This window comes from Lactobacillus gallinarum DSM 10532 = JCM 2011, from assembly GCF_001434975.1.
GTDB lineage: Bacteria > Bacillota > Bacilli > Lactobacillales > Lactobacillaceae > Lactobacillus > Lactobacillus gallinarum.
In genome coordinates this window covers 40,548-65,331 of the sequence record NZ_AZEL01000004.1, presented here as the reverse complement: position 1 = coordinate 65,331, position 24,784 = coordinate 40,548, and the positions used below count along the sequence as shown (strand labels likewise).

Annotated in this window: 24 protein-coding genes, 1 pseudogene and 1 riboswitch; of the genes and pseudogenes, 22 read left to right on the top strand and 3 right to left on the bottom strand. The window is 36.3% G+C overall.

Features of this window, described 5'->3' with window-relative positions:
• Window positions 1-55: 55 nt before the first annotated feature.
• Entirely contained in the window at window positions 56-274 is a 219-nt protein-coding gene (locus FC37_RS00910; protein ID WP_025005734.1) for a YjzD family protein, read from the bottom strand.
• A gap of 116 nt (window positions 275-390) precedes the next feature.
• Between FC37_RS00910 and FC37_RS00905 the strand changes: the two genes are divergently transcribed.
• The 16 genes from FC37_RS00905 (at window position 391) to FC37_RS00830 (ending at window position 17,390) form a co-directional block, all read left to right on the top strand.
• Window positions 391-3,498 (top strand): DNA polymerase III subunit alpha, encoded by a 3,108-nt coding sequence (locus FC37_RS00905; RefSeq protein ID WP_056945443.1) that lies wholly within the window; start codon window positions 391-393, stop codon window positions 3,496-3,498.
• A gap of 167 nt (window positions 3,499-3,665) precedes the next feature.
• Window positions 3,666-4,628 (top strand): 6-phosphofructokinase, encoded by a 963-nt coding sequence (pfkA, locus tag FC37_RS00900; protein ID WP_025005735.1) that lies wholly within the window; start codon window positions 3,666-3,668, stop codon window positions 4,626-4,628.
• 33 nt (window positions 4,629-4,661) lie between these two features.
• A complete protein-coding gene (gene pyk, locus FC37_RS00895; protein ID WP_025005736.1) occupies window positions 4,662-6,431 on the top strand; it encodes a pyruvate kinase in 1,770 nt (589 codons plus the stop codon).
• Window positions 6,432-6,560: 129 nt separating this feature from the next.
• Window positions 6,561-7,454, top strand: a complete 894-nt coding sequence (locus tag FC37_RS00890; protein WP_025005737.1) for a CvfB family protein — start codon at window positions 6,561-6,563, stop codon at window positions 7,452-7,454.
• Window positions 7,441-8,346: a site-specific tyrosine recombinase XerD gene (xerD, locus tag FC37_RS00885; RefSeq protein WP_025005738.1), complete on the top strand. Its 906-nt coding sequence runs from the start codon at window positions 7,441-7,443 to the stop codon at window positions 8,344-8,346. The genes FC37_RS00890 and xerD overlap by 14 nt, the downstream gene beginning before the upstream one ends.
• 10 nt (window positions 8,347-8,356) lie before the next feature.
• The gene (locus FC37_RS00880) at window positions 8,357-8,713 is read left to right on the top strand and encodes a reductase (protein ID WP_025005739.1); all 357 of its coding nucleotides are present in this window, start codon (window positions 8,357-8,359) and stop codon (window positions 8,711-8,713) included.
• Window positions 8,706-9,446 (top strand): segregation and condensation protein A, encoded by a 741-nt coding sequence (locus FC37_RS00875; RefSeq protein WP_025005740.1) that lies wholly within the window; start codon window positions 8,706-8,708, stop codon window positions 9,444-9,446. Before FC37_RS00880 ends, FC37_RS00875 begins: the two co-directional genes overlap by 8 nt.
• Entirely contained in the window at window positions 9,436-10,029 is a 594-nt protein-coding gene (gene scpB / locus FC37_RS00870; RefSeq protein ID WP_025005741.1) for an SMC-Scp complex subunit ScpB, read from the top strand. Before FC37_RS00875 ends, scpB begins: the two co-directional genes overlap by 11 nt.
• Window positions 10,029-10,745: a pseudouridine synthase gene (locus FC37_RS00865; protein ID WP_025005742.1), complete on the top strand. Its 717-nt coding sequence runs from the start codon at window positions 10,029-10,031 to the stop codon at window positions 10,743-10,745. Before scpB ends, FC37_RS00865 begins: the two co-directional genes overlap by 1 nt.
• Before the next feature lie 28 nt (window positions 10,746-10,773).
• Window positions 10,774-10,886: riboswitch (FMN riboswitch) on the top strand.
• A gap of 80 nt (window positions 10,887-10,966) precedes the next feature.
• Window positions 10,967-11,656, top strand: coding sequence for an ECF transporter S component (locus FC37_RS00860; RefSeq protein ID WP_025005743.1), 690 nt, complete (start codon window positions 10,967-10,969; stop codon window positions 11,654-11,656).
• 102 nt (window positions 11,657-11,758) lie between these two features.
• Complete coding sequence (locus FC37_RS00855) at window positions 11,759-12,226, top strand: SAG1386/EF1546 family surface-associated protein (RefSeq protein WP_025005744.1); 468 nt, start codon at window positions 11,759-11,761, stop codon at window positions 12,224-12,226.
• A gap of 52 nt (window positions 12,227-12,278) precedes the next feature.
• Window positions 12,279-12,953 (top strand): (d)CMP kinase, encoded by a 675-nt coding sequence (gene cmk, locus FC37_RS00850; protein ID WP_025005745.1) that lies wholly within the window; start codon window positions 12,279-12,281, stop codon window positions 12,951-12,953.
• 71 nt (window positions 12,954-13,024) lie between these two features.
• Window positions 13,025-14,236 (top strand): 30S ribosomal protein S1, encoded by a 1,212-nt coding sequence (gene rpsA, locus FC37_RS00845; protein ID WP_025005746.1) that lies wholly within the window; start codon window positions 13,025-13,027, stop codon window positions 14,234-14,236.
• Window positions 14,237-14,303: 67 nt separating this feature from the next.
• A complete protein-coding gene (der, locus tag FC37_RS00840; protein ID WP_056945442.1) occupies window positions 14,304-15,611 on the top strand; it encodes a ribosome biogenesis GTPase Der in 1,308 nt (435 codons plus the stop codon).
• 169 nt (window positions 15,612-15,780) lie between these two features.
• Window positions 15,781-16,056: an HU family DNA-binding protein gene (locus FC37_RS00835; RefSeq protein ID WP_003547110.1), complete on the top strand. Its 276-nt coding sequence runs from the start codon at window positions 15,781-15,783 to the stop codon at window positions 16,054-16,056.
• 86 nt (window positions 16,057-16,142) lie between these two features.
• Window positions 16,143-17,390 (top strand): tetratricopeptide repeat protein, encoded by a 1,248-nt coding sequence (locus FC37_RS00830; protein WP_025005747.1) that lies wholly within the window; start codon window positions 16,143-16,145, stop codon window positions 17,388-17,390.
• A 40-nt stretch (window positions 17,391-17,430) separates the two neighbouring features.
• Here FC37_RS00830 and FC37_RS00825 read toward each other — a convergent pair whose 3' ends face one another.
• Window positions 17,431-18,318, bottom strand: coding sequence for a YitT family protein (locus FC37_RS00825; RefSeq protein WP_025005748.1), 888 nt, complete (start codon window positions 18,316-18,318; stop codon window positions 17,431-17,433).
• Between the two features lie 91 nt (window positions 18,319-18,409).
• Between FC37_RS00825 and FC37_RS00820 the strand changes: the two genes are divergently transcribed.
• The gene (locus FC37_RS00820) at window positions 18,410-19,609 is read left to right on the top strand and encodes a CCA tRNA nucleotidyltransferase (RefSeq protein ID WP_025005749.1); all 1,200 of its coding nucleotides are present in this window, start codon (window positions 18,410-18,412) and stop codon (window positions 19,607-19,609) included.
• Between the two features lie 34 nt (window positions 19,610-19,643).
• Here the strand turns inward: FC37_RS00820 and trhA are convergent, their stop codons facing one another.
• On the bottom strand, window positions 19,644-20,303 hold the full coding sequence (trhA, locus tag FC37_RS00815; RefSeq protein WP_035434335.1) for a PAQR family membrane homeostasis protein TrhA: 660 nt from the start codon (window positions 20,301-20,303) through the stop codon (window positions 19,644-19,646).
• A 137-nt stretch (window positions 20,304-20,440) separates the two neighbouring features.
• Here trhA and FC37_RS00810 point away from each other — a divergent pair, with 137 nt between their 5' ends.
• The 5 genes and pseudogenes from FC37_RS00810 to FC37_RS00785 all read left to right on the top strand — a co-directional run bounded on the left by FC37_RS00810 (window position 20,441) and on the right by FC37_RS00785 (window position 24,784).
• Window positions 20,441-21,289, top strand: coding sequence for a DegV family protein (locus FC37_RS00810; RefSeq protein WP_025005751.1), 849 nt, complete (start codon window positions 20,441-20,443; stop codon window positions 21,287-21,289).
• Window positions 21,290-21,291: 2 nt separating this feature from the next.
• A complete protein-coding gene (locus FC37_RS00805) occupies window positions 21,292-21,522 on the top strand; it encodes a YozE family protein (RefSeq protein WP_025005752.1) in 231 nt (76 codons plus the stop codon).
• A gap of 46 nt (window positions 21,523-21,568) precedes the next feature.
• Window positions 21,569-23,165, top strand: a pseudogene (locus FC37_RS10950) (cation:proton antiporter).
• Window positions 23,166-23,187: 22 nt separating this feature from the next.
• Window positions 23,188-24,039, top strand: a complete 852-nt coding sequence (ylqF, locus tag FC37_RS00790) for a ribosome biogenesis GTPase YlqF (protein ID WP_056945444.1) — start codon at window positions 23,188-23,190, stop codon at window positions 24,037-24,039.
• Window positions 24,029-24,784: a ribonuclease HII gene (locus FC37_RS00785; RefSeq protein WP_025005755.1), complete on the top strand. Its 756-nt coding sequence runs from the start codon at window positions 24,029-24,031 to the stop codon at window positions 24,782-24,784. Before ylqF ends, FC37_RS00785 begins: the two co-directional genes overlap by 11 nt.

Genomic DNA, 24,784 nt, shown 5'->3' with positions numbered 1-24,784 from the left:
AATCCAATTATTAAATTATAGTTGACTTCTATCAACACGATTTGACAGAGAGCCATTATTTTAACTTACTGTATTTACTGTTGTCTTTGTGTGAATGAGCAGTAATAGTTGCAATAATTGCTGAGAAAAGAATGCCGAAGATAAGGCCAACGACCAAGCAAGTTTTGACATCGTTAGTGTTGAATGAGGCACTTTGAGTTAAAGGACCAGCAATAAAGCCTACAACAAACATGTAGATTATGCTCCATACAATTGTGACTAGATATCGACCCATATTGATTCCTTCTTTCGGATAGAATTTTATCAAAAATAAGGCGCAATTTCAAACGAGATTAATGCAATTTGTTATACTTAATTTGATAAATTTCTGCAGTGAAAGGTGGTTATTTTATGCAAGTAGCAACACTTCAAAACCTAAGTTCGTTTACTTTGCTAGATAGTCCTACAAAAGTTCCAGATTTAATCGAAACGGCCAAGAAACGAGGCTATCAGGCAGTAGGATTAGCTGATGTAAACGTAACATATGGCTTGGTTAATTTTTATGAATTGGCTAAAAAAGCGGGAATTAAGCCACTTTTAGGGATGCAGCTGCGTTTAAATGGTTTAGTTGATAGTACGCAGAAATATGACTTGCTTGCGTTTGCTAAAACAAATGCGGGGTACCATAACTTATTGCGTTTATCGAGTGCGATTAATCTACTAACTGAAAATGGACAAAATAATAATGTCTTAACTCTAAAAGATTTAAGCAAGTATTTGACTGATTTATTGCTCGTTGTGCCTGCAAATACTAAAAGCGAATTATTGTACTTATTTGAGACAAATAAGCAATTAGGTAGTGATTTAATTCGAGATTTGAAAGAATTAACGCCTGATCTTTATTTAGGCGTGTATGCTAATCAAAGTATGCAGAATTATATTGATTATGTGCGCAGTTTAAGCAAGCAATTTGATTTACCCTTACTTGCAACTGAAGATAGCGAATACTTAAATCCACATGATCAATTTTTACAAAAAACTTTGCGTGCTATTGCTACAGGAAATAAAATTCAGGATGTGCTGCCTTTAGCTAAGCAAGAAGGATCACATTACTTAGTTGAAGCAGAGCAATTGCTTCAGCGATACCATGAATTTGATCTGGATGATGCAGTGAATAATACATGGCAAGTTGCTGAAAAATGCAATGCAGAAGTTGTTTTTCAGAAGCCTGTTTTGCCTAAATATCACCAAAAAAGGTTTGCAACTTCAGAAGAATATTTGCATTACTTGGCTCAAACTGGCTTACAGCAACGCTTTGGTCAAAATAAAATTCCAGCAGAATATCAAAAACGGTTGAATTATGAACTGCGCGTCATTAATCAAATGGGGTTTGATGACTACTTTTTGATTGTATGGGACGTGATTAATTATTGTCATCGTGTTCAAATTACGACTGGACCAGGACGGGGCTCAGCATGTGGTTCGTTAGTTTCTTATTCATTACGAATTACCGAAGTTGATCCAATTGAATACAACTTGCTGTTTGAACGTTTTTTGAATCCAGCTCGTCATGAAATGCCGGATATTGATTTGGATATTCCTGATGTTCAAAGAGATACTGTAATTAAGTATATGTATCAAAAATATGGCATGGATCATGCGGCACAGATTTTGACATTTGGTACGCTAGCAGCAAAGCAAGCATTGCGTGATGTAGGCCGAGCATTTGGCTTAACAATGGTCGAAATTAAGAAATGGGCAGATGCGATTCCATATTCAAAGGGCAAGATTACGTTAAAAGATGCATATCAACAGTCAAGGGAGTTGCGTTTATTAGTCGATGCTACACCCGAAAACAAATTGCTCTTTAAAACAGCTTTAGGTCTAGAAGGATTGCCGCGCCATTACTCTATTCATGCTGCAGGATTAGTGATTAGCGATAATTCAATCGCAGGAATTTCAGGATTGCAAGCGGGTCCGTTAGGGATACCGGTTACGCAACAGACTAAAAAATACGTTGAATCTTTGGGTCTCCTTAAGATCGATTTCTTAGGGTTGCGTAATCTAACTGTGCTAGGCAATATTTTGAATTTGATTCGCCAGCAAGGAATAAAGATCGATCCTAATCAAATTCCTTTAAATGATGCGCAAACTTTGCAGCTATTTCAACAAGGAAAAACGGATGCAGTCTTTCAATTTGAATCTGGAGGAATTCGCCAGGTTTTGCGCAAATTGCATCCCGATAATTTTGAAGACTTAGTAGCGGTGAATGCCTTATATCGTCCGGGTCCTATGCAAAATATTGATGCCTTTGTCAGAAGAAAAAATGGGCAAGAAGCAGTTAGATATCCTGATCCTAGTTTAAAAAAAATATTGCAGCCAACATATGGCATCTTGGTTTATCAAGAACAGGTAATGCAAACAGCGCAAATTTTAGCTGGCTTTTCTTTAGGCGAGGCTGATATTTTGCGGCGGGCCATGTCTAAGAAAAAGCAAGATGTAATTGAACAGGAAAAAGGTAAGTTTATTGCTGGAACAATTAAACAAGGTCATACCAAGGCCGTAGCTGAACGGGTATATCAATATATAGAGCAATTTGCCAATTATGGTTTTAATCGTTCACATGCTGTTGCTTATACTAAGATTGCTTACTGGCTAGCTTACTTAAAAGTCCATTATCCTGCTGCGTTTTATACGGCAATGCTAAATTCAGCAGCTGGAGCTAAAGCTCAGGATTATATTATGCATGCACAGGAAGCTAATATTAAAATTCTGCCCCCTGACATTAATTACAGCAGCCTTGAATATACCTTGAAAGACAAAAAGATTTTAGTAGGGTTAAAGGCTATTAAAGGCTTGCGGGTTGATTTTGCTAAAGAGATTGCCGATAACACCACGCCGTATAAATCATTAAATGATTTTCTTCGCCGAATAGATCCTAAGTTTTTGCAGGTTGATGCTATTAAAGCTTTGATCATGGCCGGAGCCTTTGATCAGCTTGAAAAGAATCGTAACGAATTGCTGATTAATTGCGATGAAATAATTGCTAATGTGCAATTGACAGGCCAAAATATTTCTTTATCTGAGATATTGGGGGATGCTCCGCTTAAGCCAGCAGAAGAGCCAACGAGTGCAGAAAAAGTTGAAATGGAAGAAAAAGTTTTAGGTTTTGCCACAACTACGTCACCATTAATTGCTGTTCAAAAATTTGCTCAAAAATTCAATAGTAGGCCGCTCAATCAATTCCAATTAAATGAATCGGGAGTTGGAGTTGGTAAATTGATCCGATTTAAACAAATTAGAACTAAAAACGGTAAGAATATGGCTTTTGCTAGCTTTGCTGATACTTCTGGAGAGCAAGAGGTTGTGATTTTCCCCCGCATTTATGAAAAATTTGGCACAGAGTTAAAGGTAGGAGATATTTATTTATTGGGATTACGTGTACAAGGAGACCGTTTTGATCAAAATAAAAAGCAATATTTACTTACCAATTTGCGAAAAGTAAATTTTAAAGAATAATTTTAGACAAGAGGAATTTATTTCTTGCCATACATGTAAGTGCTAACATTTTTTAAATAAAAATAAACCGTAATTTAGCCCAATTTTTGTGAGATTTTTGGGTGAAAAAATGTTAATATTTATTTGATGTGAGAAATTACACAAAATAATCATGATGAGGTGAATTCATGAAACGGATTGGTATTTTAACTAGTGGTGGAGACGCCCCTGGTATGAATGCAGCAATTAGAGCTGTCACCAAGACTGCTATCCATCATGGACTTGAAGTCTTTGGAATTCGTTATGGTTTCGCTGGTTTGGTTGCAGGTGACTTTGTTCCGCTTACTACGGAAAATGTTGACCACAAGATAAGTGAAGGCGGTACATTCTTGTACAGTGCTCGCTTCCCTGAATTTGCACAAGAAGAAGTGCAACAAAAGGGTGTTGAGCAATTAAAGAAGCATGGTATTGATGCTGTTATCGTTATTGGCGGTGATGGATCATACCATGGTGCTTTAGCCTTGACTCGCCACGGCGTAAACTCAGTTGGTTTACCAGGAACTATCGATAATGATATTCCTTATACTGACTACACGATTGGCTTTGATTCTGCTTGTCGTACTGCTATGGACGCAATCGATAAGATTCGCGACACAGCAAGTAGTCACCACCGCGTCTTCGTTGTTAACGTAATGGGACGTGAATGTGGTGACATCGCTATGCGTGTTGGTGTAGCTAGTGGTGCAGATGCAATTGTTATTCCTGAACGTCCATACGACGTAAAAGAAATTGCAGAAACTATCACTCGTGGTTTTGCAGATGGCAAAGATCATGGTATCATTGTTTTAGCAGAAGGTGTCATGACCGCTGATAAGTTTAAGGATGAATTACTTAAATACGGCGATTTTGATGCTCGTGCTAATGTCCTTGCGCATATGCAACGTGGTGGCTCACCAACTGTCACAGATAGAGTAAATGCTACTAAGATGGGTAACTATGCTGTTAAGTTGCTTCTCGATGGGAAGGGCGGTTTAGCTGTCGGCATGGAGAATGGTCAACTTGGTACCCACGACATTCTTGATCTGTTTGACGGAAAGCACCATGGCGATTATGCGTTGTTGGATGTAAATGAAGAAATGACTAAATATTAATTTAGTTGATTTTTGGAGAGGATTTTTTTAATAATGAAGAAAACTAAGATTGTTAGTACTTTAGGACCAGCTTCAAACGATATTGAAACTATTACTGCTTTAGCTAAAGCTGGTGCAAACGTATTCCGTTTCAACTTCTCACACGGTGACCACCCAGAACACCTTGCTCGTATGAAGATGGTTCGTCAAGTGGAAAAGGATACTGGTTTGCTTCTTGGTATCGACCTTGACACTAAGGGTGCTGAAATCAGAACCACTGAACAAGAAGGTGGTAAGTTTACTATTAATACCGGTGACATGATCCGTGTATCAATGGACGACACTAAGAAGGGTAACAAGGACATGATCCACGTTACCTACGAAGGTTTGTACGATGATACTCACGTTGGTGGTCACGTATTAATCGATGATGGTTTGGTTGACCTTTTGATCAAGGAAAAGGACGACTCAAAGAGAGAATTAGTCTGTGAAGCTCAAAACACTGGTGTTATCGGCTCAAAGAAGGGTGTTAACGCTCCTGGTGTTGAAATTCGCCTTCCAGGTATCACTGAAAAGGATACTGACGACATTAAGTTCGGTTTACAATACGGTATTAACTTCATTACTGCTTCATTTGCACGTAAGGCTCAAGACATCTTAGACATCCGTAAGCTTTGTGAAGAAGCTGGTGCAGATTACGTTAAGATCTTCCCTAAGATTGAATCACAAGAAGGTATTGACAACGCTGACGAAATCTTACAAGTTTCAGATGGTTTGATGGTTGCTCGTGGTGACATGGGTGTTGAAATTCCATTCATGGAAGTTCCATTTGTACAAAAGAGCTTAATCCGCAAGGCTAACGCACTTGGTAAGCCAGTTATTACTGCTACTCAAATGCTTGACTCAATGCAAGAAAACCCACGTCCAACTCGTGCCGAAGTTTCTGACGTTGCTAACGCTGTTCTTGATGGTACTGACGCAACTATGCTTTCAGGTGAATCAGCAAACGGTCTTTACCCAGTTAAGGCTGTTAAGGCAATGGCTGAAATTGACGAACGTACTGAAAAGCAAATGCTTAAGCGTAACACTTTAGCACTTCAAAGATTCGAAGCTTACAAGGGTTCAAATGTAACTGAAGCTATCGGTGAATCAGTTGTACGTACTGCTCAAGAATTAGGTGTTAAGACTATCATTACTGCAACTAACTCAGGTTACACTGCACGTATGATTTCTAAGTACCGTCCAAACGCAGACATCATTGCTTTGACTTTCGATGAAAAGATCCAACACTCATTGGGTATCGTTTGGGGTGTACAACCATTATTGACTGAAAAGCCTAAGTCAACTGATGATATGTTTGAAGTAGCTGCTAAGGTAGCTAAGGAAAAGGGCTTTGTTAAGGATGGCGACCTTGTAATCATCGTTGCTGGTGTTCCAGTTGGTGACTCAGGTACAACTAACTTGATGAAGTTACAAATCATCGGTAACAAGCTTGTTCAAGGTTTAGGTGTTGGTAACGGTTCAGTTATCGGCAAGACTGTTGTAGCAAACTCAGCTGAAGAAGCTAACAGCAAGGTTAAGGAAGGCGACATCTTAGTTGCTAAGACTACTAACCCAGACTACAACCCAGCTATCAAGAAGGCTTCAGGTTTAGTTGTTGAAGCTTCAGGTTTGACTTCACACGCAGCAGTTATCGGTTTATCATTAGGTATCCCAGTTGTTGTTGGTGCAACTAACGCTACTGAAAAGATTTCTGATGGTTCAACTATTACTGTTGATGCTCGTCGTGGTGCTATCTACCAAGGCGAAATCTCAAACCTTTAATTAAAAGATAAAATAAAAATAGATTAGCTAATCAAAAAAATAGTCAGCTTTCGAGCTGGCTATTTTATTTTGCGCAAATATCTTTTATACTTGTATATGAAAGAATATGTAAAGTAGGAGATTATAAACATGCTTGGAACTGTTGCAAAAGGAAAAATAATTGATGAAAATGATAATGCCTATTATGTACAAATTGATGGCACTACTTATGAACTAAAAAAGCAAGAGCTTACCCAAGACGAAATTCCTAAGATCGGTGATGAAATAGAAGGCTTTATTTATGATAACAAGTCTCATGATCGAGAAATGACCCAGTTTTTACCTTTTGCTCAGCCTGATCAATATGGCTGGGGCAAGGTAACAGAAGTTCGACCGGGTTTAGGTGTATTTGTTGATGTCGGATTACCCGATAAAGATGTGGTAGTATCTATGGATGACTTGCCACGAGAAAAGGAAAGATGGCCTCGTCGTGATGATCGTCTTTTGGTGCGATTAGAAACCGACTATAAGGATCGAATTTGGGCTAAGTTAGCAGATGAAAATATTTTTGATCAGTTAGCAGCAAACTTTCCGAATGGAATGAATAATGAAAATGTTTTCGGAACTGTTTATGCTAGTCGTGAAATTGGTGCCTTTGTTTTAACTAATGATTATTATTTAGGTTTTGTACACGAATCACAAATGCCTCGTCCAATGCGCTTAGGTGAACAGTTTAAGGGCAGAGTTATTGGTATCAGTCAATATGGTCGATTAAATTTAAGTACTTTGCCACGTGCTTTTGAAGAAATTGACGATGATGCTCAGATGATTTTGATGAGTTTGCGCCGAAGAGAGACTAAAACTTTACCATTTTACGATAAATCTGATGCGCAAGATATAAAGCGTTACTTCGGTATTTCTAAATCCGCATTTAAGCGCGCATTAGGTCATTTGCTCAAAGCAGGCTTAATCGAAGAAGATAAAACTGCCGGTGCTATCACTTTAATTAAAGATCCAGAAGAGAATACTGATGGAGAAGAATAAACTACAAGACCAGATTGATGATTATTTACGCTATAGTCAAATTGAACGTGGCCTAAGCAATAATACGATTACTGCTTACCGTCAAGATTTGGAAGAGTACCTGGCTTTTGTAAAAAAAGAGGGTATGAATTCTTGGCCAACAGAGGCTAGCGATGTAGATGCCTTTTTAGCAAGACAATACGATTTAAATAAAGCTACTAGTTCAATTAGTCGGCTCATTTCTAGTATGCGTAAATTTTATCAATGGCTTGCGCGTCAAAACATTCAGAAGTTAAATCCAATGCTTGAAATTGATTTACCTAAAAAAGAGCGACGTCTTCCTGTAGCTCTAAATCAGAAAGAAATTAATGATTTGCTTGCACAACCTGATATTAAACGAAAATTGGGTTTAAGAGATCGAGCAATATTGGAAACTTTATATGCGACTGGTATGCGTGTAAGTGAATTGATTAATCTGGAATTACAAGACTTACATGAAGATTTGGGTTTAGTTAGAGTATTGGGTAAAGGCTCTAAGGAGCGCTTGATACCGATTAGTTCAGTTGCTTTGCATTGGATAAAGCAATATCAACAAGATGTGCGAGATCCATTAATTTTAAAAGCTGGTCAAAATGATGAGCATATTTTCTTGAATAGTCGAGGCAAGCAACTTACACGGCAGGCAATTTGGCAAATGATAAAAAAATATTGTCAATCTGCTGGAATTACTAAAGATGTTACTCCCCATACATTGCGCCATACGTTTGCAACGCACTTACTTGAAAATGGGGCAGATTTACGGGTAGTGCAAGAGATTTTGGGACACTCAGATATTAGTACTACCCAAATTTACACTAATCTATCTCAAAAACATATTTTACAAGTATATCAAAAGACACATCCTCGTCTTTAGGTGATTAATAATGCTAATACAATATAAAAAAGACTATGAAAAAACGGCAATGGGATTACTCTCATATTTGCCTGATTTTAAAAATATTGAAAATCTAAAAGAAGAAGTAGGACTTAATCAAGAAGATAATGATTTTCTGCTTTATTTGTACCGTAATAAACAGAATAATATTGTAGGAGTGTTGGGTACACAAGTAACTAAGCAGTTTGTTGTGATCAGATATCTTTCTTTAGCTCCCGGTTTTCGTGAAATTAGTTATGAAAAAGAAATTGTCAGTGAGTTAAAAAATGAATACCCTGATAAAAGAGTTACCGCTGTACCTGAATATACCAATTTATTAAAAACTGTCGAAGAAGATAATGAATAAAAGTAATTTAAAGTTAGAGTTACCTAATTTTGAGGGGCCATTAGATTTATTGCTCCATTTAATTCAATCGCAAAAAATAGATATTTATGATATTCCCATTGCTCAAATTACTAGTCAATATTTAGAGTACTTGAGGCAAATGCAAAGTCTGAATTTACAAATTGCTGGGGAATATTTTGTGATGTCTTCAACTTTGCTTAGAATAAAGTCACAATATTTATTGCCACAAAATGATTTTGTAGATGAAGTGGAAGCTGAAGATGATCCTCGGGATGAATTAGTACAGCAATTAGTACAATATTCAATTTTTAAAAAGATTTCTGCATATTTTAAAGAAAGAAATGAAGAAGTACCAATTGTTGTGTCAAAGGAAGCAAGTGTTTCAACTTCTGTTAAGGTTCAACCATTGCCTAAAGGACAAATTACTTCAAATGAACTGGCAACAACTTTTTCCATGGTTCTCCGCAGATTAAAGATGCGTCAACCGGATACTGCTTCAATTAAAGTGGCTGAGACTCCAATTAACGAAATGATTGATTATTTGCATCAGCGTTTGGCAAAAAAACGACAAGTCAGCTTTTTTAGTTGTACTGATCAAATGCATAGTATTTCTGATGTGATTGGTTTGTTTTTAGCAATGCTTGAATTGGGCAAAAAACACGAAATTCGAATTTTACAAGCAAGAGAATTTGGTGATTTAAATTTAGAAAGAATTGATGTAAATGGCAAGTAAAGAGGCAAATTTAGAAGCACTTTTATATGCGGCTGGTGATAATGGATTAGAAGAGCAAAATTTAATTGAAATGCTAGAGATTGATGGTGAAACTTTAGATAAGGTTGCCGAGAATTTGCAACGAAAGCTAACGAAGAATTCAGATTCTGGCTTGCAATTAATTCATATTGCTCATACATACAAGTTGACTACTAGTCCGCAAACAGCCAAGATTATTGAAAAATATTTTCAAAAAGATTTAACAAAAAACTTAAGTCAATCAGCTCTAGAAATTTTGGCAATTGTTGCATATCGTCAGCCTATTACTAGGGTAGAAATTGATGATATTCGTGGGGTTAATTCATCTGGAGCATTGCAGACATTAGTTTGGCGCGGTTTGATTAAAGCCGATGGCAAAAAAGATGCTCCTGGACATCCTAAATTGTATGTAACTACGGATTATTTCTTACAGTATTTTAATTATCATAGTTTAGCAGATTTGCCTTTAATAGAAGATTTTGCGGATAATGATAGTAATGGTGAAATAGATTTGTTTGAGGCAAAAGGAACCGCAGATAAGCAAATGCAGAAAGAGGAAAGATAATGGTAGAGAGACTGCAAAAAGTAATAGCAGAAGCAGGAATTGCTTCCAGAAGAAAAGCAGAAAAAATGATTGTAGCTGGCCGCGTGAAAGTGGATGGTAAGGTAGTTACTAAGCTAGGAACCAAGGTTGAAACTTTCAGTAATATTACGGTTGATGATGAACCAATTGAAAGAGAAAGCTTGCATACATATCTTTTCTATAAGCCACGTGGTGTTGTTTCTACTGCAGATGATGATAAGGGTAGAAAAACGGTTGTTGATTATTTTGAAGATGTGCCATATCGTTTATATCCAGTTGGCCGTCTTGATTATGATACTTCAGGTTTGCTTTTAATGACTAACGATGGTAAGTTAGCTAATTTATTAATGCACCCTAGAAATGAAGTATCTAAAGTTTATGTTGCTAAAATCAAGGGGATTTTAACTCCTGATGAGATTAAAACATTAACTACAGGGGTTAAATTGGATCGTTTTAAGGCTGCTCCAGCAAAGGTAAAGATTCTTAAAACAGATAAGCGTAAAGATACTCAAATTGTTCAATTGACTATCCACGAGGGACATTATCATCAAGTTAAGCGTATGTTTAAGGCTGTAGGACATTTAGTTGAAAAATTATCCCGTGAAAAATATGCATTTTTAACCTTAGATTCTCTTACTTCTGGACAATATCGCGAATTGTCAAAGCGCGAAGTTGACAAATTAATGAGATTAGATTAACTTATACTTAGAAATTAAATATATAGGTTATTGTCTTCAGGGCAGGGTGAAAATCCCGACCGGCGGTTAGAGTCCGCGACCCACGCAAGTGGCTGAATCTTTTGATACCGATAGTTAAAGTCTAGATGGAAGAAGACAGATCAATAAAGTAAATCTTACTTTACTTTATAAAGGTCTGTTGCTGGAGCAATAGACCTTTTTTGTAGGAAGGAAAGTAAGTCATGAGTAAATCTAGAGCAAATGCTACAGGATTAGCTAATATTATTGCGTATGCGTTAATTGGGTGTATTGCCTTTGTGGTAATGAAATTTGAGTTTCCAATTATCCCTGGCGTAGGCTTTTTAAAGTTTGATTTTTCAGATGTAATTATTACAGTTGGAATGTTTATCTTTGGAGCTGTTCCAGGTGTAATTATTGCATTAATTAGAATGGTGTTAAGCTTGATTTTTGCTGGTTTTGCTTTACCAAGTGTAGTAGGTGAAATTGCAGCTTTTCTTGCTTCGATGTCTTTCTCTTTGCCATTTTATTTCTTTAGTAAGAATGTTACGGTTGAGAATAGAAAAACTAAGATGGGAATAGTTAAACCAATGTGTGGATTAATTATTGGTATTCTGGCAATGACCTGTGTGATGTCTTTAACTAACGCATTTATTTTGACTCCAGTATATGCAGTAACTGCGGTTCCTAATTTACCTGCGATTAATAGTTATGGTGCTTTGTATCACTTCACTGAAAAGGTATATCTAGGTCAGTTATTACATTTACCATCTATGCAAGCTTATATTTTTACGATTATAGTGCCATTTAATTTATTAAAAGGTGTAATTAACAGTGTCGTTGTATATTTGCTTTTTGAGGCAACTATTAAGACGATTAAGCCATTTGTACGAAAAAGATTTAATTTGAATTAAAGTAAAATCCCATTAACTTTTTAAGTTGATGGGATTTTTCATATTCAAAGACTATTAAAGTATGCTAGAATTAATCCGTTAAGTGAATGGAGGAATTTACAGATGGATAAAAAATCAACAGGGCCATATCAACACTATGAACGGCCAACTGAAAAGCGAAGTTCACAGGATAAGCAGCCCAGTGGATCTGCTAGATGGATTGCAGTTATTGTGATTTTAGTTGTTATATTAATTGCATTAATCCCAGTTGTTCATCGTTTGTCATCAGGCCATTCTGAAAAAGCTGAAGAAGTTCAAACAGTTAAGAAGGTTTCTTCTAAAAAGTCATCTAAGGCAATTAAATCATCAAGTAAAGCTAAAAAGACTTCATCTTCAGCTAAGAAGAATTCTGTTGAGACTAGTTCAAGTTCATCTCAAAAGACTGAACCTAAGACTTATTTAGTTAAAGATGGTGATACTTTAACTAATATTGCAGAAAAATATGGCATGACTGTTGATCAATTAGCCAGATTAAATAATCTTAAAGATTCTTCAAACGTCAATGTTGGCCAAACACTTAAATTGAGATAATCTTTCAGAAAGGGTAAAAGAGGTCGAGCAGTAAGATCTCTTTTTTATTAAAATGCAAGTAGCAGTAGATGGACCTGCATCAGCAGGTAAAAGCACGGTTGCTAAAATCATTGCTAAAAAGCTGTCTTACGTTTATATAGACACTGGTGCAATGTATCGTGCATGTACAGTTATTGCTCGTAATCATAAGCTAGATTACGGGGATGAAGCAGGAATTTTGCAAGCTATTGATGAAGATGGAATTGAATTGAAATCTGAACATGGTGAGCAAAAGGTGTATGTAGCAGGAAAAGATGTTTCTAAAGAAATTAGAACACCAGAAATTTCTGCTAATGTGTCACAAGTTTCTGCCTTGCCTAAAGTACGAGAAAAAATGGTTAGTTTACAACGTCAAATGGCAGGTAAAACTGATGTAATCATGGATGGTCGTGATATCGGTACGACCGTTTTACCAGATGCGGAAGTAAAGATCTTCTTAGTGGCTTCTGCTAGATCTCGTGCTGAGCGTCGACTTTTAGATTTTAAAGAGCGCGGCATTGAATCTAATCAGACAGTGGATGAAATCGAACAAGATATTGCAGCAAGGGACTATAAAGACTCACACCGCAAGATTTCACCATTAAAAAAGGCAGATGATGCAATTGAAATTGATACTACAAATATGTCAATTGAGCAGGTTGTAGACGCAATTTTAGCCGAAATCGAAAAAAGTCAAAAAAATTTTTAAAAAAACAGCACAAAATAGTAGAAAAATATCAAACTTTCCTTTAAAATGGGACATGATATTGGGAGGTACATATGTCAGAAAACAGTAATCAATTTTTAGACGCATTAAAGCAAATGCAAGGAGTTGAGGTCGGAGATATTGTCGATGTCGAAGTATTAGACGTTGAAGACGGCCAAATCGATGTTGGCGTTGTAAACGCTGGTGTTGAAGGCGTTATTACTCGTCGTGAATACACTTCAGATCGTAACACAGACTTACATGATTTAGTTAAGCCTGGCGACAAGTTCAAGGCCTTGGTATTAAGAAGAGCCGGTGGCGATAAGGAAAATGGTGAATTCTTCTTCTCAGTTACTCGCTTGAAGGAAAGAGAAGCTTACGACAAGTTACAAAAGGACTTCGAAGAAGGAAATGCTATCGAAGGTACTGTAACTTCATCAGTTCGTGGTGGTTTACTTGTAGATGTTGGTACACGTGGTTTCTTGCCAGCTTCATTAATTTCAAACCGTTACGTTTCAGATCTTAAGCCATACATTGGTAAGACTATGAAGCTTAAGATTACTGAAATTGATCCTAACAAGAACCGTTTGATTCTTTCACACAAGGATTTAGTTGAAGAAGAACGTGAAGAAGCATTTGATAAGGTTGCATCACAATTAGTTGTTGGTGACGTTATCGAAGGTAAGGTTTCACGCTTAACTAACTTCGGTGCATTTATCGATGTCGGTGGTGTTGACGGTTTAGTTCACATTTCAGAAATTTCTTACAAGCATGTTGATAAGCCAAGTGATGTTTTGAAGGCTGGTCAAGATGTTAAGGTTAAGGTCATTGGTATTGACAATGACAGACATCGTATTTCCCTGTCTATTAAGCAAACTGAACCTTCACCATTTGAACAAGCTACAGCTGACTTAAACGAAGGCGATATTTTTGAAGGCGAAGTTAAGTCATTAACTAACTTTGGTGCATTTGTTGAAGTTACTGACGGTATTCAAGGTTTAGTACACGTTTCAGAAATTTCAAACAAGCACGTTGACAAGCCAAGCGATGTTTTGAAGGTTGGTCAAACTGTTAAGGTTAAGGTTTTGAACATTGACCCAAGTGACAGAAGAATTTCACTTTCAATCAAGGCTGCTGACTCAAACGCTTCTTCATCAGATAACCACAGTTCTCGTCCACATCGTTCACGTAACGAAAACTCAGTTAACAAGAAGTACATGGGTGACAACGATAACGGCTTTGCATTAGGTGACATCATTGGTGACCAATTAAAGGACCGTAAGTAGTCATTTCTGTTAAAAAAGCCGACTCTGTGTCGGCTTTTTTATTTTTATATTTTTAAAGGAGGGGCATATGGCTTTACCAGTTGTTGCAATCGTTGGACAACCAAATGTAGGTAAATCTACACTTTTTAATAGAATAATCAATCAACGCTTAGCAATCGTAGAAGATAAACCCGGTGTTACTCGTGATCGTAATTATGCTCAAGCTGAATGGATGGGCCATAAATTTGATTTGATCGATACAGGTGGTATTACCTGGGAAGGCGGAAAAATCGAAGAAGAGATCCGTGCACAGGCTGAGATTGCAATTGAAGAAGCAGATGTCATCGTGATGTTAACTAATGTAGTAAATCATGTGACTGATCTTGATGAAAGAATTGCACATCTTCTTTATCGCACTAAAAAACCGGTAATTTTAGCGGTTAATAAGGCAGATAATCCTGAGCAAAGAAATGATATTTATGATTTTTATAGTTTAGGATTAGGTGATCCAATTCCTGTCTCTAGTAGTCATGGTACGGGAATCGGTGATTTGCTAGATGAAATAGTTAATGATTTTCCAGCAGAAAAAGATAGCGAAGCTGATGACGTCATTTCATTTAGCGTAATTGGACGACCAAATGTAGGTAAATCTTCAATTGTTAATAAATTATTGGGTGAAGATCGAGTAATTGTTGCAAATGAAGAAGGTACTACTCGTGATGCAGTTGATACGCCATTTACTAAAGACGGAATTAAATTTAAAGTTGTAGATACTGCTGGTATTAGAAGACGTGGAAAAGTCTACGAAAAAACCGAGAAGTACTCTGTCTTGCGAGCTATGGCTGCTATTGAACGCTCAGACGTGGTTTTACTTGTTCTTGATGCAAGTACAGGCATTAGAGAACAAGACAAGCACGTGGCCGGATATGCCCATGAAGCAGGGCGCGGAATTATCATTGTTGTAAACAAGTGGGATTTACCAAAGAAAAATAGTACTAGTGCTAAAGAATTTGAACGCGAGATTAGAGCTGAATTTCAATATTTGGATTATGCTCCAATTTTGTTTGTTTCAGCTAAAACTGGTCAACGTCTTGATCAAATTCCATCAATGGTTAAGGAAGTTTATGACAATCAAAATCAACGTATTCAATCAAGCGTGTTGAATGATTTATTGCTTGAAGCAAGTAAGTTAGTTCCAACACCAATGGTTAAGGGAAAGAGATTGCGCGTTTACTATATGACACAGGTAAGTACCAATCCACCAACTTTTGTTGTTTTTGTCAATGATCCAGAATTAATGCACTTTTCTTACGAACGATTTTTGATTAATCAATTGCGACAAAACTTTAATTTTGCTGGAACTCCGATCAAAATTCTTCCACGTAAGAGAAAATAATGAAAAAAACACCAATATTTTGTAAAAATCCTTGTTGTAACAGGGGTTTTGTGATATTTTGGTTTCTAGGAAACAATGATTAGTCTAGATCTAGATCATTATTCCTTGTTTTTTCAAAACAAAGAAAAAACTTTGAACTTCGGGTTCAAATTCAGGAGGTGAAATATTTATGGCAAATAAAGCTGAATTAGTTTCTGAAGTTGCTTCAAAGACTAAGTTAACCAAGAAGGAAGTTGCTGCTGCTGTTGATGCTATCTTTGGCTCAATTCAAGACAACCTTGCTAAGGGTGAAAAGGTACAATTAATCGGTTTTGGTACTTTTGAAGTACGTCACCGTGCAGCACGTAAGGGTCGTAACCCACAAACTGGTGATGAAATCGAAATCCCAGCTAGTGAAGTACCTGCATTTAAGCCAGGTAAGGCTCTTAAAGAAGCTGTTAAGTAAGATACTTAACCTTAGTTTAAAAAGACGTTGGACTTTGTTCCAGCGTCTTTTTTTAGTACAATTAAAGTCTGACTGGAGGCAAAATAATGAGTTATTCAGAACAATTACTTGATTCAATTCAAAACCATGATTTTTCACAAAGCAAACATCTTTTAAAAGAAGCATTAGATAAAGATGACCCTGAAATTTTATCTTCTTTAGCGGAAAATCTGACCGATTTAGGATTTACAGATTTAGCTAAAGAAGTTTATCGCGCTTTAATTGCAAAATTTCCTCAGGAAGACTTATTTAAAGTCTATTTGGCAGAAATTATGCTTAATGATGGAGATGAAGATGATGGTCTCTCGCTTCTGTATGGCGTTTCTAAAGAGTCTTCAGCCTATCTGGATAGTTTACTTGTACAAGCAGATTACTACCAAACAAGCGGCTTAATTGAGACAGCTAAAGATAAATTGCTTCAAGCTCTTAAACTTGCTCCAGAAGAGGATGCAATTAAATTCGGATTAGCTGAACTTGACTATTTAAGTGGAAACTATGAACAAGCCTTATCTTTATACCAAGATTTAATTCAGCGCCAGAAAACTTTTGGTGAAGTTAACCTAAATCAAAGATTAATTGCTACTAACGCAAAATTAGGCAATTACGAAGCAGCCGCAAAAATTATTAGAGAGCACAGCAGTAGCCTGCTAGATATTGATAGCAAGTATGAAGCTGGGCTAGTAATGCTAGCTGTTGGTGATGATGATCAGGCTATTAAGCTATTAGACGAAGTAATAGATCAAAGTCCTGATTATGTCAATGCTTATCCTTTACTTGCTCAAGCTTATGAACATAAGCATGATAACGAGCAAGTATTGCGCAGCGTACAAGCAGGATTAGCCTATAATGAATTAGATGAAACTCTTTATTCAATGGGGGCGCGTGCAGCCGCAAATTTGAATCAGTTGGACACTGCGGCAGATTTGCTCGAGAAGGGGCTTAAACAGGCGCCTGACAACAGTGAATTACGGATGCAACTATCTAACCTATATTTGCATCGACACCAGAATAAGCAAAATATTGCCTTATTCAAAGACTTTGATAATGAGAACATTGATGCTCAAGCTCACTGGAATATGGCTTTGTCATATGAACGTCTAGATGATACAGAAAAAGCACAAAGTGAATTTTTATTGGCTTATCCAGATTTTAAAGAGAATCCAGATTTCTTGCATCAAATGATTATGTTCTTTAGTGTTCAAAACAATCCTGATATTACTAAACAGTTATTGCAAAAATATCTTGAATTAGTACCCGAAGATATGGAAATGCAAGATTTGTACAATAATTTGTAAAAAATAAACGTCTGAGAAAATTGCTTTTCTCGGACGCTTTTTATTTACGGATTAATAAGTGATGCCGTTTTTGCTTATATGTAAATCCTTCACCTAACGCTTCGTGAACTTCAATAATTGACACAAATGCATTAGGATCTTCCTGCCTAATTAGTTGTTTAATAGTCGCTATTTCTCTAGGAGACACGACTACGTAGATTACTCGTTTATCATCTTGTTTATAACCACCTAGAGCTTTAAAGTAAGTAAAACCACGATCAAGTTTTAAATCAATCATTTTACCAATTTGTTCATACTTATTAGAAATAATTAATAAACCACGTGCACTATAAGCACCTTGTTGTACAGTATCCATTACGCGTGATAAGACAAAAGAAGCAAGCAAAGTATACATCATATGCTTGAGATCTAGATAGGACAGGGATGCAAATAAAACTACAGCATCACAGAATAGCAGCATTTTGCCAGATGAAATGCCAAATTTGATTTGACAAATTCGAGCAATAATATCAGTCCCGCCAGAGGTACCGTTATATCTGAAAACCAGCCCTAAACCTATACCTGAGAGTACACCTGCTGAAATTGCAGAAAGGAAGAGGTCGTGTTCTAAATCTAATTGTTTTATAATAGGTACTGAACGCCAAAACCAAAGAAAAAAGGAAAGGCAGAGCGTTCCCCAGATTGTATAGGTTAATAAGCGTTTGCCCATAAAACGATAACCTAATATGATTAATGGGATATTAAGTACTAGGGTGGAAAGTCCCATATTAATATTCCAAAAATGGCGTAAGATAAGTGAAATACCACTTATTCCACCGTCGGCTAATTCATTGGAAACTGAAATGATTTCCAAGCTTAGTCCATAGATGGCACATCCTAATGCAATCATAAAGATATCAATCGCGGTAGATTTATTGATTTTAAGCATAATGATTACCTCCTTTATGTCTTTCCCTTCATTTTAACAAACTAAAAGTGAAAAGTTATAAATAAAGAAATTAAGAATTGAGATTTTGCTAATGATTAAAGTAGATAAATTACCAGAAGTATTTATTAAAGCAATGCCGGTTTTACAGATTTTAGAAGATGCCGGCTTTGAAGCATATTTTGTCGGTGGTTCAGTGAGAGACCTTTTACTTGATAGACATGTTCATGATGTAGATATTACTACTAGTGCCTATCCTGAAGAAGTTAAAGAGCTTTTTGAAAAGTCGATTGATACAGGAATTAAGCATGGTACGGTAACCGTTTTGTATGGCGGTGAAAGCTATGAAATTACCACTTTTAGAACTGAATCTGGTTATCAAGATTTTAGAAGACCAGATCATGTTACATTTGTACAAAACCTTGATGAAGATTTAAAGCGCAGAGATTTTACAATTAACGCACTAGCAATGGATCTTCATGGGCAAATTGTTGACCTGTTTAATGGTATAGAAGATTTAAAAAATCATATTATTCGTGCGGTTGGTGATCCTGAAAAGAGATTTCATGAAGATGCATTAAGAATGATGCGGGCAGTTCGTTTTACCAGTCAATTAAAATTCAATTTGGAAGAAAAGACTGGACAAGCAATTAAGGATAATCATGAACTTTTAAAGAAAATTTCGGTAGAACGAATTCGGGATGAATTTGTAAAGATGGGATTGGGTCCTCATTCAAGACAAGCTTTTCAGATTTTCCTTGATACGCAATTAAGTGAAGATGTTCCTGACTTTGCAGGAAAAAAAGAATTACTGCAAATTTATCCACGTTTGCAGTTTAGTCCAACTCTTGAAACAAGTTTGTGGTCATTGATTATTATTCTACTTAAGCTTCCTAATGAAGAAATCAGTCGATTTATGCGAGATTGGAAAAATTCTAATGCTATGACTGAACAGGTAGGACGTATTATTAAATTCTTTGACCTTATTTCTGATTATACTCCGAATGATTATGAATTATTCCAAGCAGGTGAAAGGACAATAATTAATACTATCGATGTGGCTCATATTTTGGGACAGCCTGTTGCTTCGGAAGCGTTGGTTGATCGTTATATGGCTTTGCCGATTAAAAAGCCAGCTGAGCTTGCAATAGATGGACGCTTTTTAATTAAGCATGGGATGCGTCCTGGTGCTCAATTAGGACATACTCTTAATCAAATTAGAGAATTAGTAGTTTCAAGCAGATTAGAGAATAGTCCAGATGCAATAGAAAAGTATTTAGAAAATTTAGATTAACTAAAAAAGATGTATCAGAATTGATACATCCTTTTTAAACGTAAAGTAAAACGGAAAAATACATTAAAATTGAACCTAACATGACGAATAAATGCCAAACCGTATGGATAAATGGCACATTACGCATACTGAATAAAATCGCTCCGACCGTATAAGCAATACCACCACTGACTAATAGCCAAAAGCCTGTTGGGCTAAGACGCACATACAAGTATGAACCGGATAAAATTACTAACCAGCCCATAGCAACGTAAAGTACGGTGTCGAGAATTACATGCTTTCCCCGGTTGAAAATATAATAGATGATCCCAAAGATCGTTAATCCCCAGATCAAGCCAAATAATGTCCAACCCCATGCACCGCCAATTGCAACTAAAGAGTATGGGGTATATGAACCTGCAATCAAGAGAAAAATTGAAGAATGGTCGAAAATCTGGAAGACATTTTTAGCTCGCGTAAAAACTAAACTATGATATAAAGTTGAAAACAAATATAACAAGACTAGGCATGAACCATAAATAGTAAAAGTTACTATGCGCATGGGACTGCCAGTATGTGCAGCTTTAACAATTAAAACTACTAAGCCTGCAACAGCTAGACCAAAGCCGATGCCATGTGTAATAGCACTAAAAATGTTATCAAGTAAATAGTATCTTTCCGATCTTAATTTTGGCTCCTGCCAAAGTTTTTTCATTTTTGTGATGCAACAATCCAACAATCCAATCATTCCTTTTTTCTTCTGGAAAATTTTTGATATACTAACTATATGTTACTTGCTCATATTTTATCATAAAAATTAAAGTGAGCATCTTAGAATAGGGGTCGAATACATTGTCAAAAATTAAAATTATGACAGATTCCTCAGTTCAATTAACTGAAGAAGAAATAAAAAAATATGATATTACTGTTGTACCTTTGTCAGTAACTATTGATGGTAGGACATATGTTGACGGTGTAGATATTACTAGACGCGACTTTATTGAAAGAATGGATGAAGGCAGTGATGTGCCTAAGACCAGTCAGCCTCCAATTGGTCGCTTTGTAGAAACAATTAAAAAGTTGACTGCTGATGGCAGTGAAGTGTTAGGAATCTTTTTGGCTAAGTCTCTTAGTGGAACAATCGATGCCGCTAAGCAAGCAGCTCAAATGGTTCCTGATGCTAAGGTCGTATGCCATGATTCTGGTTATACAGATCGAAGCGAAGGCTATGAAGTCCTTGCTGCAGCTAAAGATGCTCAAGCAGGCAAGTCTATTGATGAAATCTTGGATCATCTGAAGAAAATGGAAGACAATATGTATTTGGAAATGATGATTCCTGATTTAACCAATATTGTAAAAGGCGGCCGACTTGGAAAATTGGCTAGTCGTGTAGTCAGCATGTTAAATATTAGAATCTTCTTGCAAATGAAGAATGGGAAAGTCTTAGTACCTAAAAAGGGACGGGGCAAGAAATTCACCGAAAAGTTTAATGATATGTTGGTTGACCAATTGAAGGAATTGGGCGATCAGGTTAAGCAAGTAGGTATTTCATATGTTGATACACTAGATGATATGGAAAAATTAGCTGCTCGTTTTAAGGAAGTAAATCCTAATTTAGATATTTTGATTCGAGAAACTAGTCCAATTATTATTACTCATGCAGGTCATGGTGCCTACGCAGTTATGTTTTATACGGAGTAAAAATGGCTTATCGAGAAAGTTTTTATCGTTATTTGATGACGCAGCGTGATGCGGATTCTTCAGATGAAATAGCACAATTTGCGAATAACGCACAGCATGATCTGACTTTTCCTAAGCAGGAACAAGATTATGAAAAATTGTCAGATTATTTAGAACTTAATGCTAGTTATTTACCAAGTATGTCTATTTTTGATCGTGCATATAGAATGTATGAAGACAAAATGATGTATTAAGCCCAAGCCTCTGTTGCCTGGGCTTTTTCATTGGATGAGAAATAAAATGGAAGTAATGATTTTTATTGGAGTGCTCGTCTTTGCTGTTGCCATGGCAACGATGATCCAGCAACGATTTTTACAAAAAATATCAGTTAATTATATTGCCCTAGTTATTGGGATGGCGATTGCGTTAGTGCCGCAGACCAATCTTTTAATTGAAAATTTTAATTCAGAAGTCTTTTTGGGCTTGATTGTCGCACCGCTCTTATTTTTTGAGGGCCAAAGAACTCGGCTATATAGTATTTTACGTAGCTGGCGTGCAATCGTTGGCTTAACGGTAGTAATGATCGTGTTAGCAACAGTTGTAGCAGGATTGGGAGTTTATGCTATAGGACTTTCTCTGCCACTATCATTTATTTTGGCATCTGTTTCTACACCAACAGATGCAACGGCAACTGAATCAGTCATTCACGGGCTAAAGCTGCCTAAAAAAATTAGTTTTTATCTTAAAGATGAATCTTTATTTAATGATGCGTCCGGTATTATACTGCTCAATATGGCAGTAGATTGGTATATTCATAAGCAGCTTCATGTTGGTGAAGCGATTATTGACCTCATTTATTCTGCTGGTGGTGGAATTGTGCTAGGAATTTTAATCGCGGCTATTCTAGTCTTTTTGAGGCAAAAGAGCTTCAGATCAAAACACCATTTGGTATCTGATGTAAAGATGCCCATGGAAGTTTTATTCTTTTTGACACCTTTTATTATTTATTTTGTAGCTGAAGAAATTCATGTTTCAGGGATCATAGCTGTGGTAGCTGCAGGTTTACTTCACAACGTAGAATCTGAGCGTAGTCGTTTAACGAATGCATCGATTTTTTACAGTAATCACCAATTTTCACAATTAATAATTGATATTTTAAATGGTGCTGTCTTTTTGCTTTTAGGAATTATTATTATTCGATCAATGCGCGATGATGATTTTCAATCAACAGACGATTGAGGCAATTTTAATTGGTATAATTTTATATGTTGCGAATTTGGCAGTGCGCTTTTTCTATTGTCGATTTTCACCATCAATTAAAGGAAAAGTCAGTTCAAAGGACGCATTAATCTTTAGTTTAGGTGGAATTCATGGTGCAGTGACTTTTGCCTTGGCTTATACTTTAAGTGAAATGAGCGTTAATATTGCTGATTTTCATTTGATTTTAGTTAGTGAAATTGTATTGATTTTATTAAGTTTAATAGTTCCTACAGTTGTGTTTAGATTTATTTTTGAAAAAAACAAGCCTGATTTAGATCAAAGGAAAGAAGTAAATCGTGTACGCAAGGCGATGGTTCATTATGCACTAAAGCAGATGAATCAGGTTTATTTGCCTAAAAAGATTCGCAAGCAGCTAGAGTTCGATTTGCGAACACAAATGAATCAAACTTCTATTAAGGATTTTATTAGAGAAGTTAAATATACTGTTAAACAAAAAGAATTAACAGATGATCAAAAAGAATTTAGAGCGGAAGTTTATCGCTATGCTTTTAGACAAGAACGTAATTATTTAGGAAAAATTGCACAGCAAGAACAAGAGTATCGGCATGGCTTTTTGGTATTATATCGAGAAATTTTGATTGCGGAAGTAATTTTCTTAGGTGATGAAGAAGAATAATATTAAAGAAAGAAGAGATAATATGGCAACAATTCAATGGTATCCAGGTCACATGAATAAGGCTCGAAATCAGCTCGAAGACAAATTAGGCTTGATCGATGTTTTAGTTGAAGTTCTTGATGCTAGAATTCCCGAATCATCAAGAAATCCAATGATAGAAGAATTAGTAGGCAATAAGCCTCATATTATTATTTTGAATAAAGCAGATTTAGCTGATCCTGCTTTAACTAAAAAGTGGGCCACTAAATTAAGTGGACCAGGTAAATATGTCTTGGCTATTGATTCACTGCATAATACCAATATGCAAAAGTTAATCTCAATGGTTAAAAAAGCTGCTGCAGAAAAGACTAAAAAACTGGAAGCTAGAGGTGCCTCAAATCCTACGATTAGAATAGCTCTTGCAGGTATTCCTAACTGCGGCAAATCGACCATCATTAATCGCTTAGTAGGACGCAATGTGGCTGAAGTAGGTAATAAGCCGGGCGTTACGAAAGGCCAAAGATGGCTAAAGACCAGTAGTAATATTCAAGTTTTGGATACACCGGGTATCTTATGGCCTAAGTTTTCAGACCAAGAAGTTGGTTATAAGTTGGCTGCCTTTGGTGCAATTAAGGATAGCGTATTTCATGCTGATGATGTGGCTTTATATGTACTTGAGAATTTACGCCAGCACTATTTGAAAGATTTGACTAAGTTTTCTAAGTTAAATAGTGCAGATATTGAGAATTTGTCAGATCCGGATATTCTTTTAGCAATGACTGAAAAATATGGTATGCGTGATGATTATGATAGATTTTCACTATTTATGTTGCAGCGATTACGTAAGGGCGCAATTGGAAGAATTACGTTAGATAGGCCAAGCAATGACGATTAAAGAAGTAAAAGAATTATTATCATCAAATGATGTAACTGAGGCTCAATTAGCGGAATTAGAAAAAGATCCTCGGGTGGGCGTACAGAAATTAATAGTTAGTTATCGAAAAAAGCAAGCTAAGTTATTAGCAAAGAAAGAAGCTTTTTTAGAACGCTTTTCATATGAAAAACAATTTTGGCAAAAAGGAGAATTAGTCGCTGGCGTTGATGAAGTTGGTCGTGGACCTTTGGCTGGGCCAGTAGTCACAGCTGCTGTGATTATTGATCATAATTTTGATTTATTAGAAGTGAATGATTCTAAAAAATTAAGCCCTGAAAAAAGACTGCAACTTTATCCTAAGATTTTGTCAGAAGCTGTCAGCGTCGGAATTGGCGTCAAAAGTGCCGCTGTAATTGATCAGATTAATATCTATGAAGCAGACCGTCAGGCGATGGCTCAAGCAGTAAAAGCTCTTGATGTAAAACCTGATGCACTCTTGGTTGATGCTATGAATGTACCAATAGATATACCCCAAATTGAGTTGATCAAGGGGGATGCTAAATCCAATTCTATTGCAGCTGCGTCTATTGTTGCTAAGGTATTTCGGGATAAATTGATGGATGATTATGATAAAATTTATCCACAATATGGTTTTCCTAGAAATGCGGGTTATGGCACTAAGGAACATGTTGAAGCGTTAAAGAAATATGGTCCAACTCCGATTCACCGTAAGACTTTTGCTCCTGTAAGTGATTTTTTTAAATAA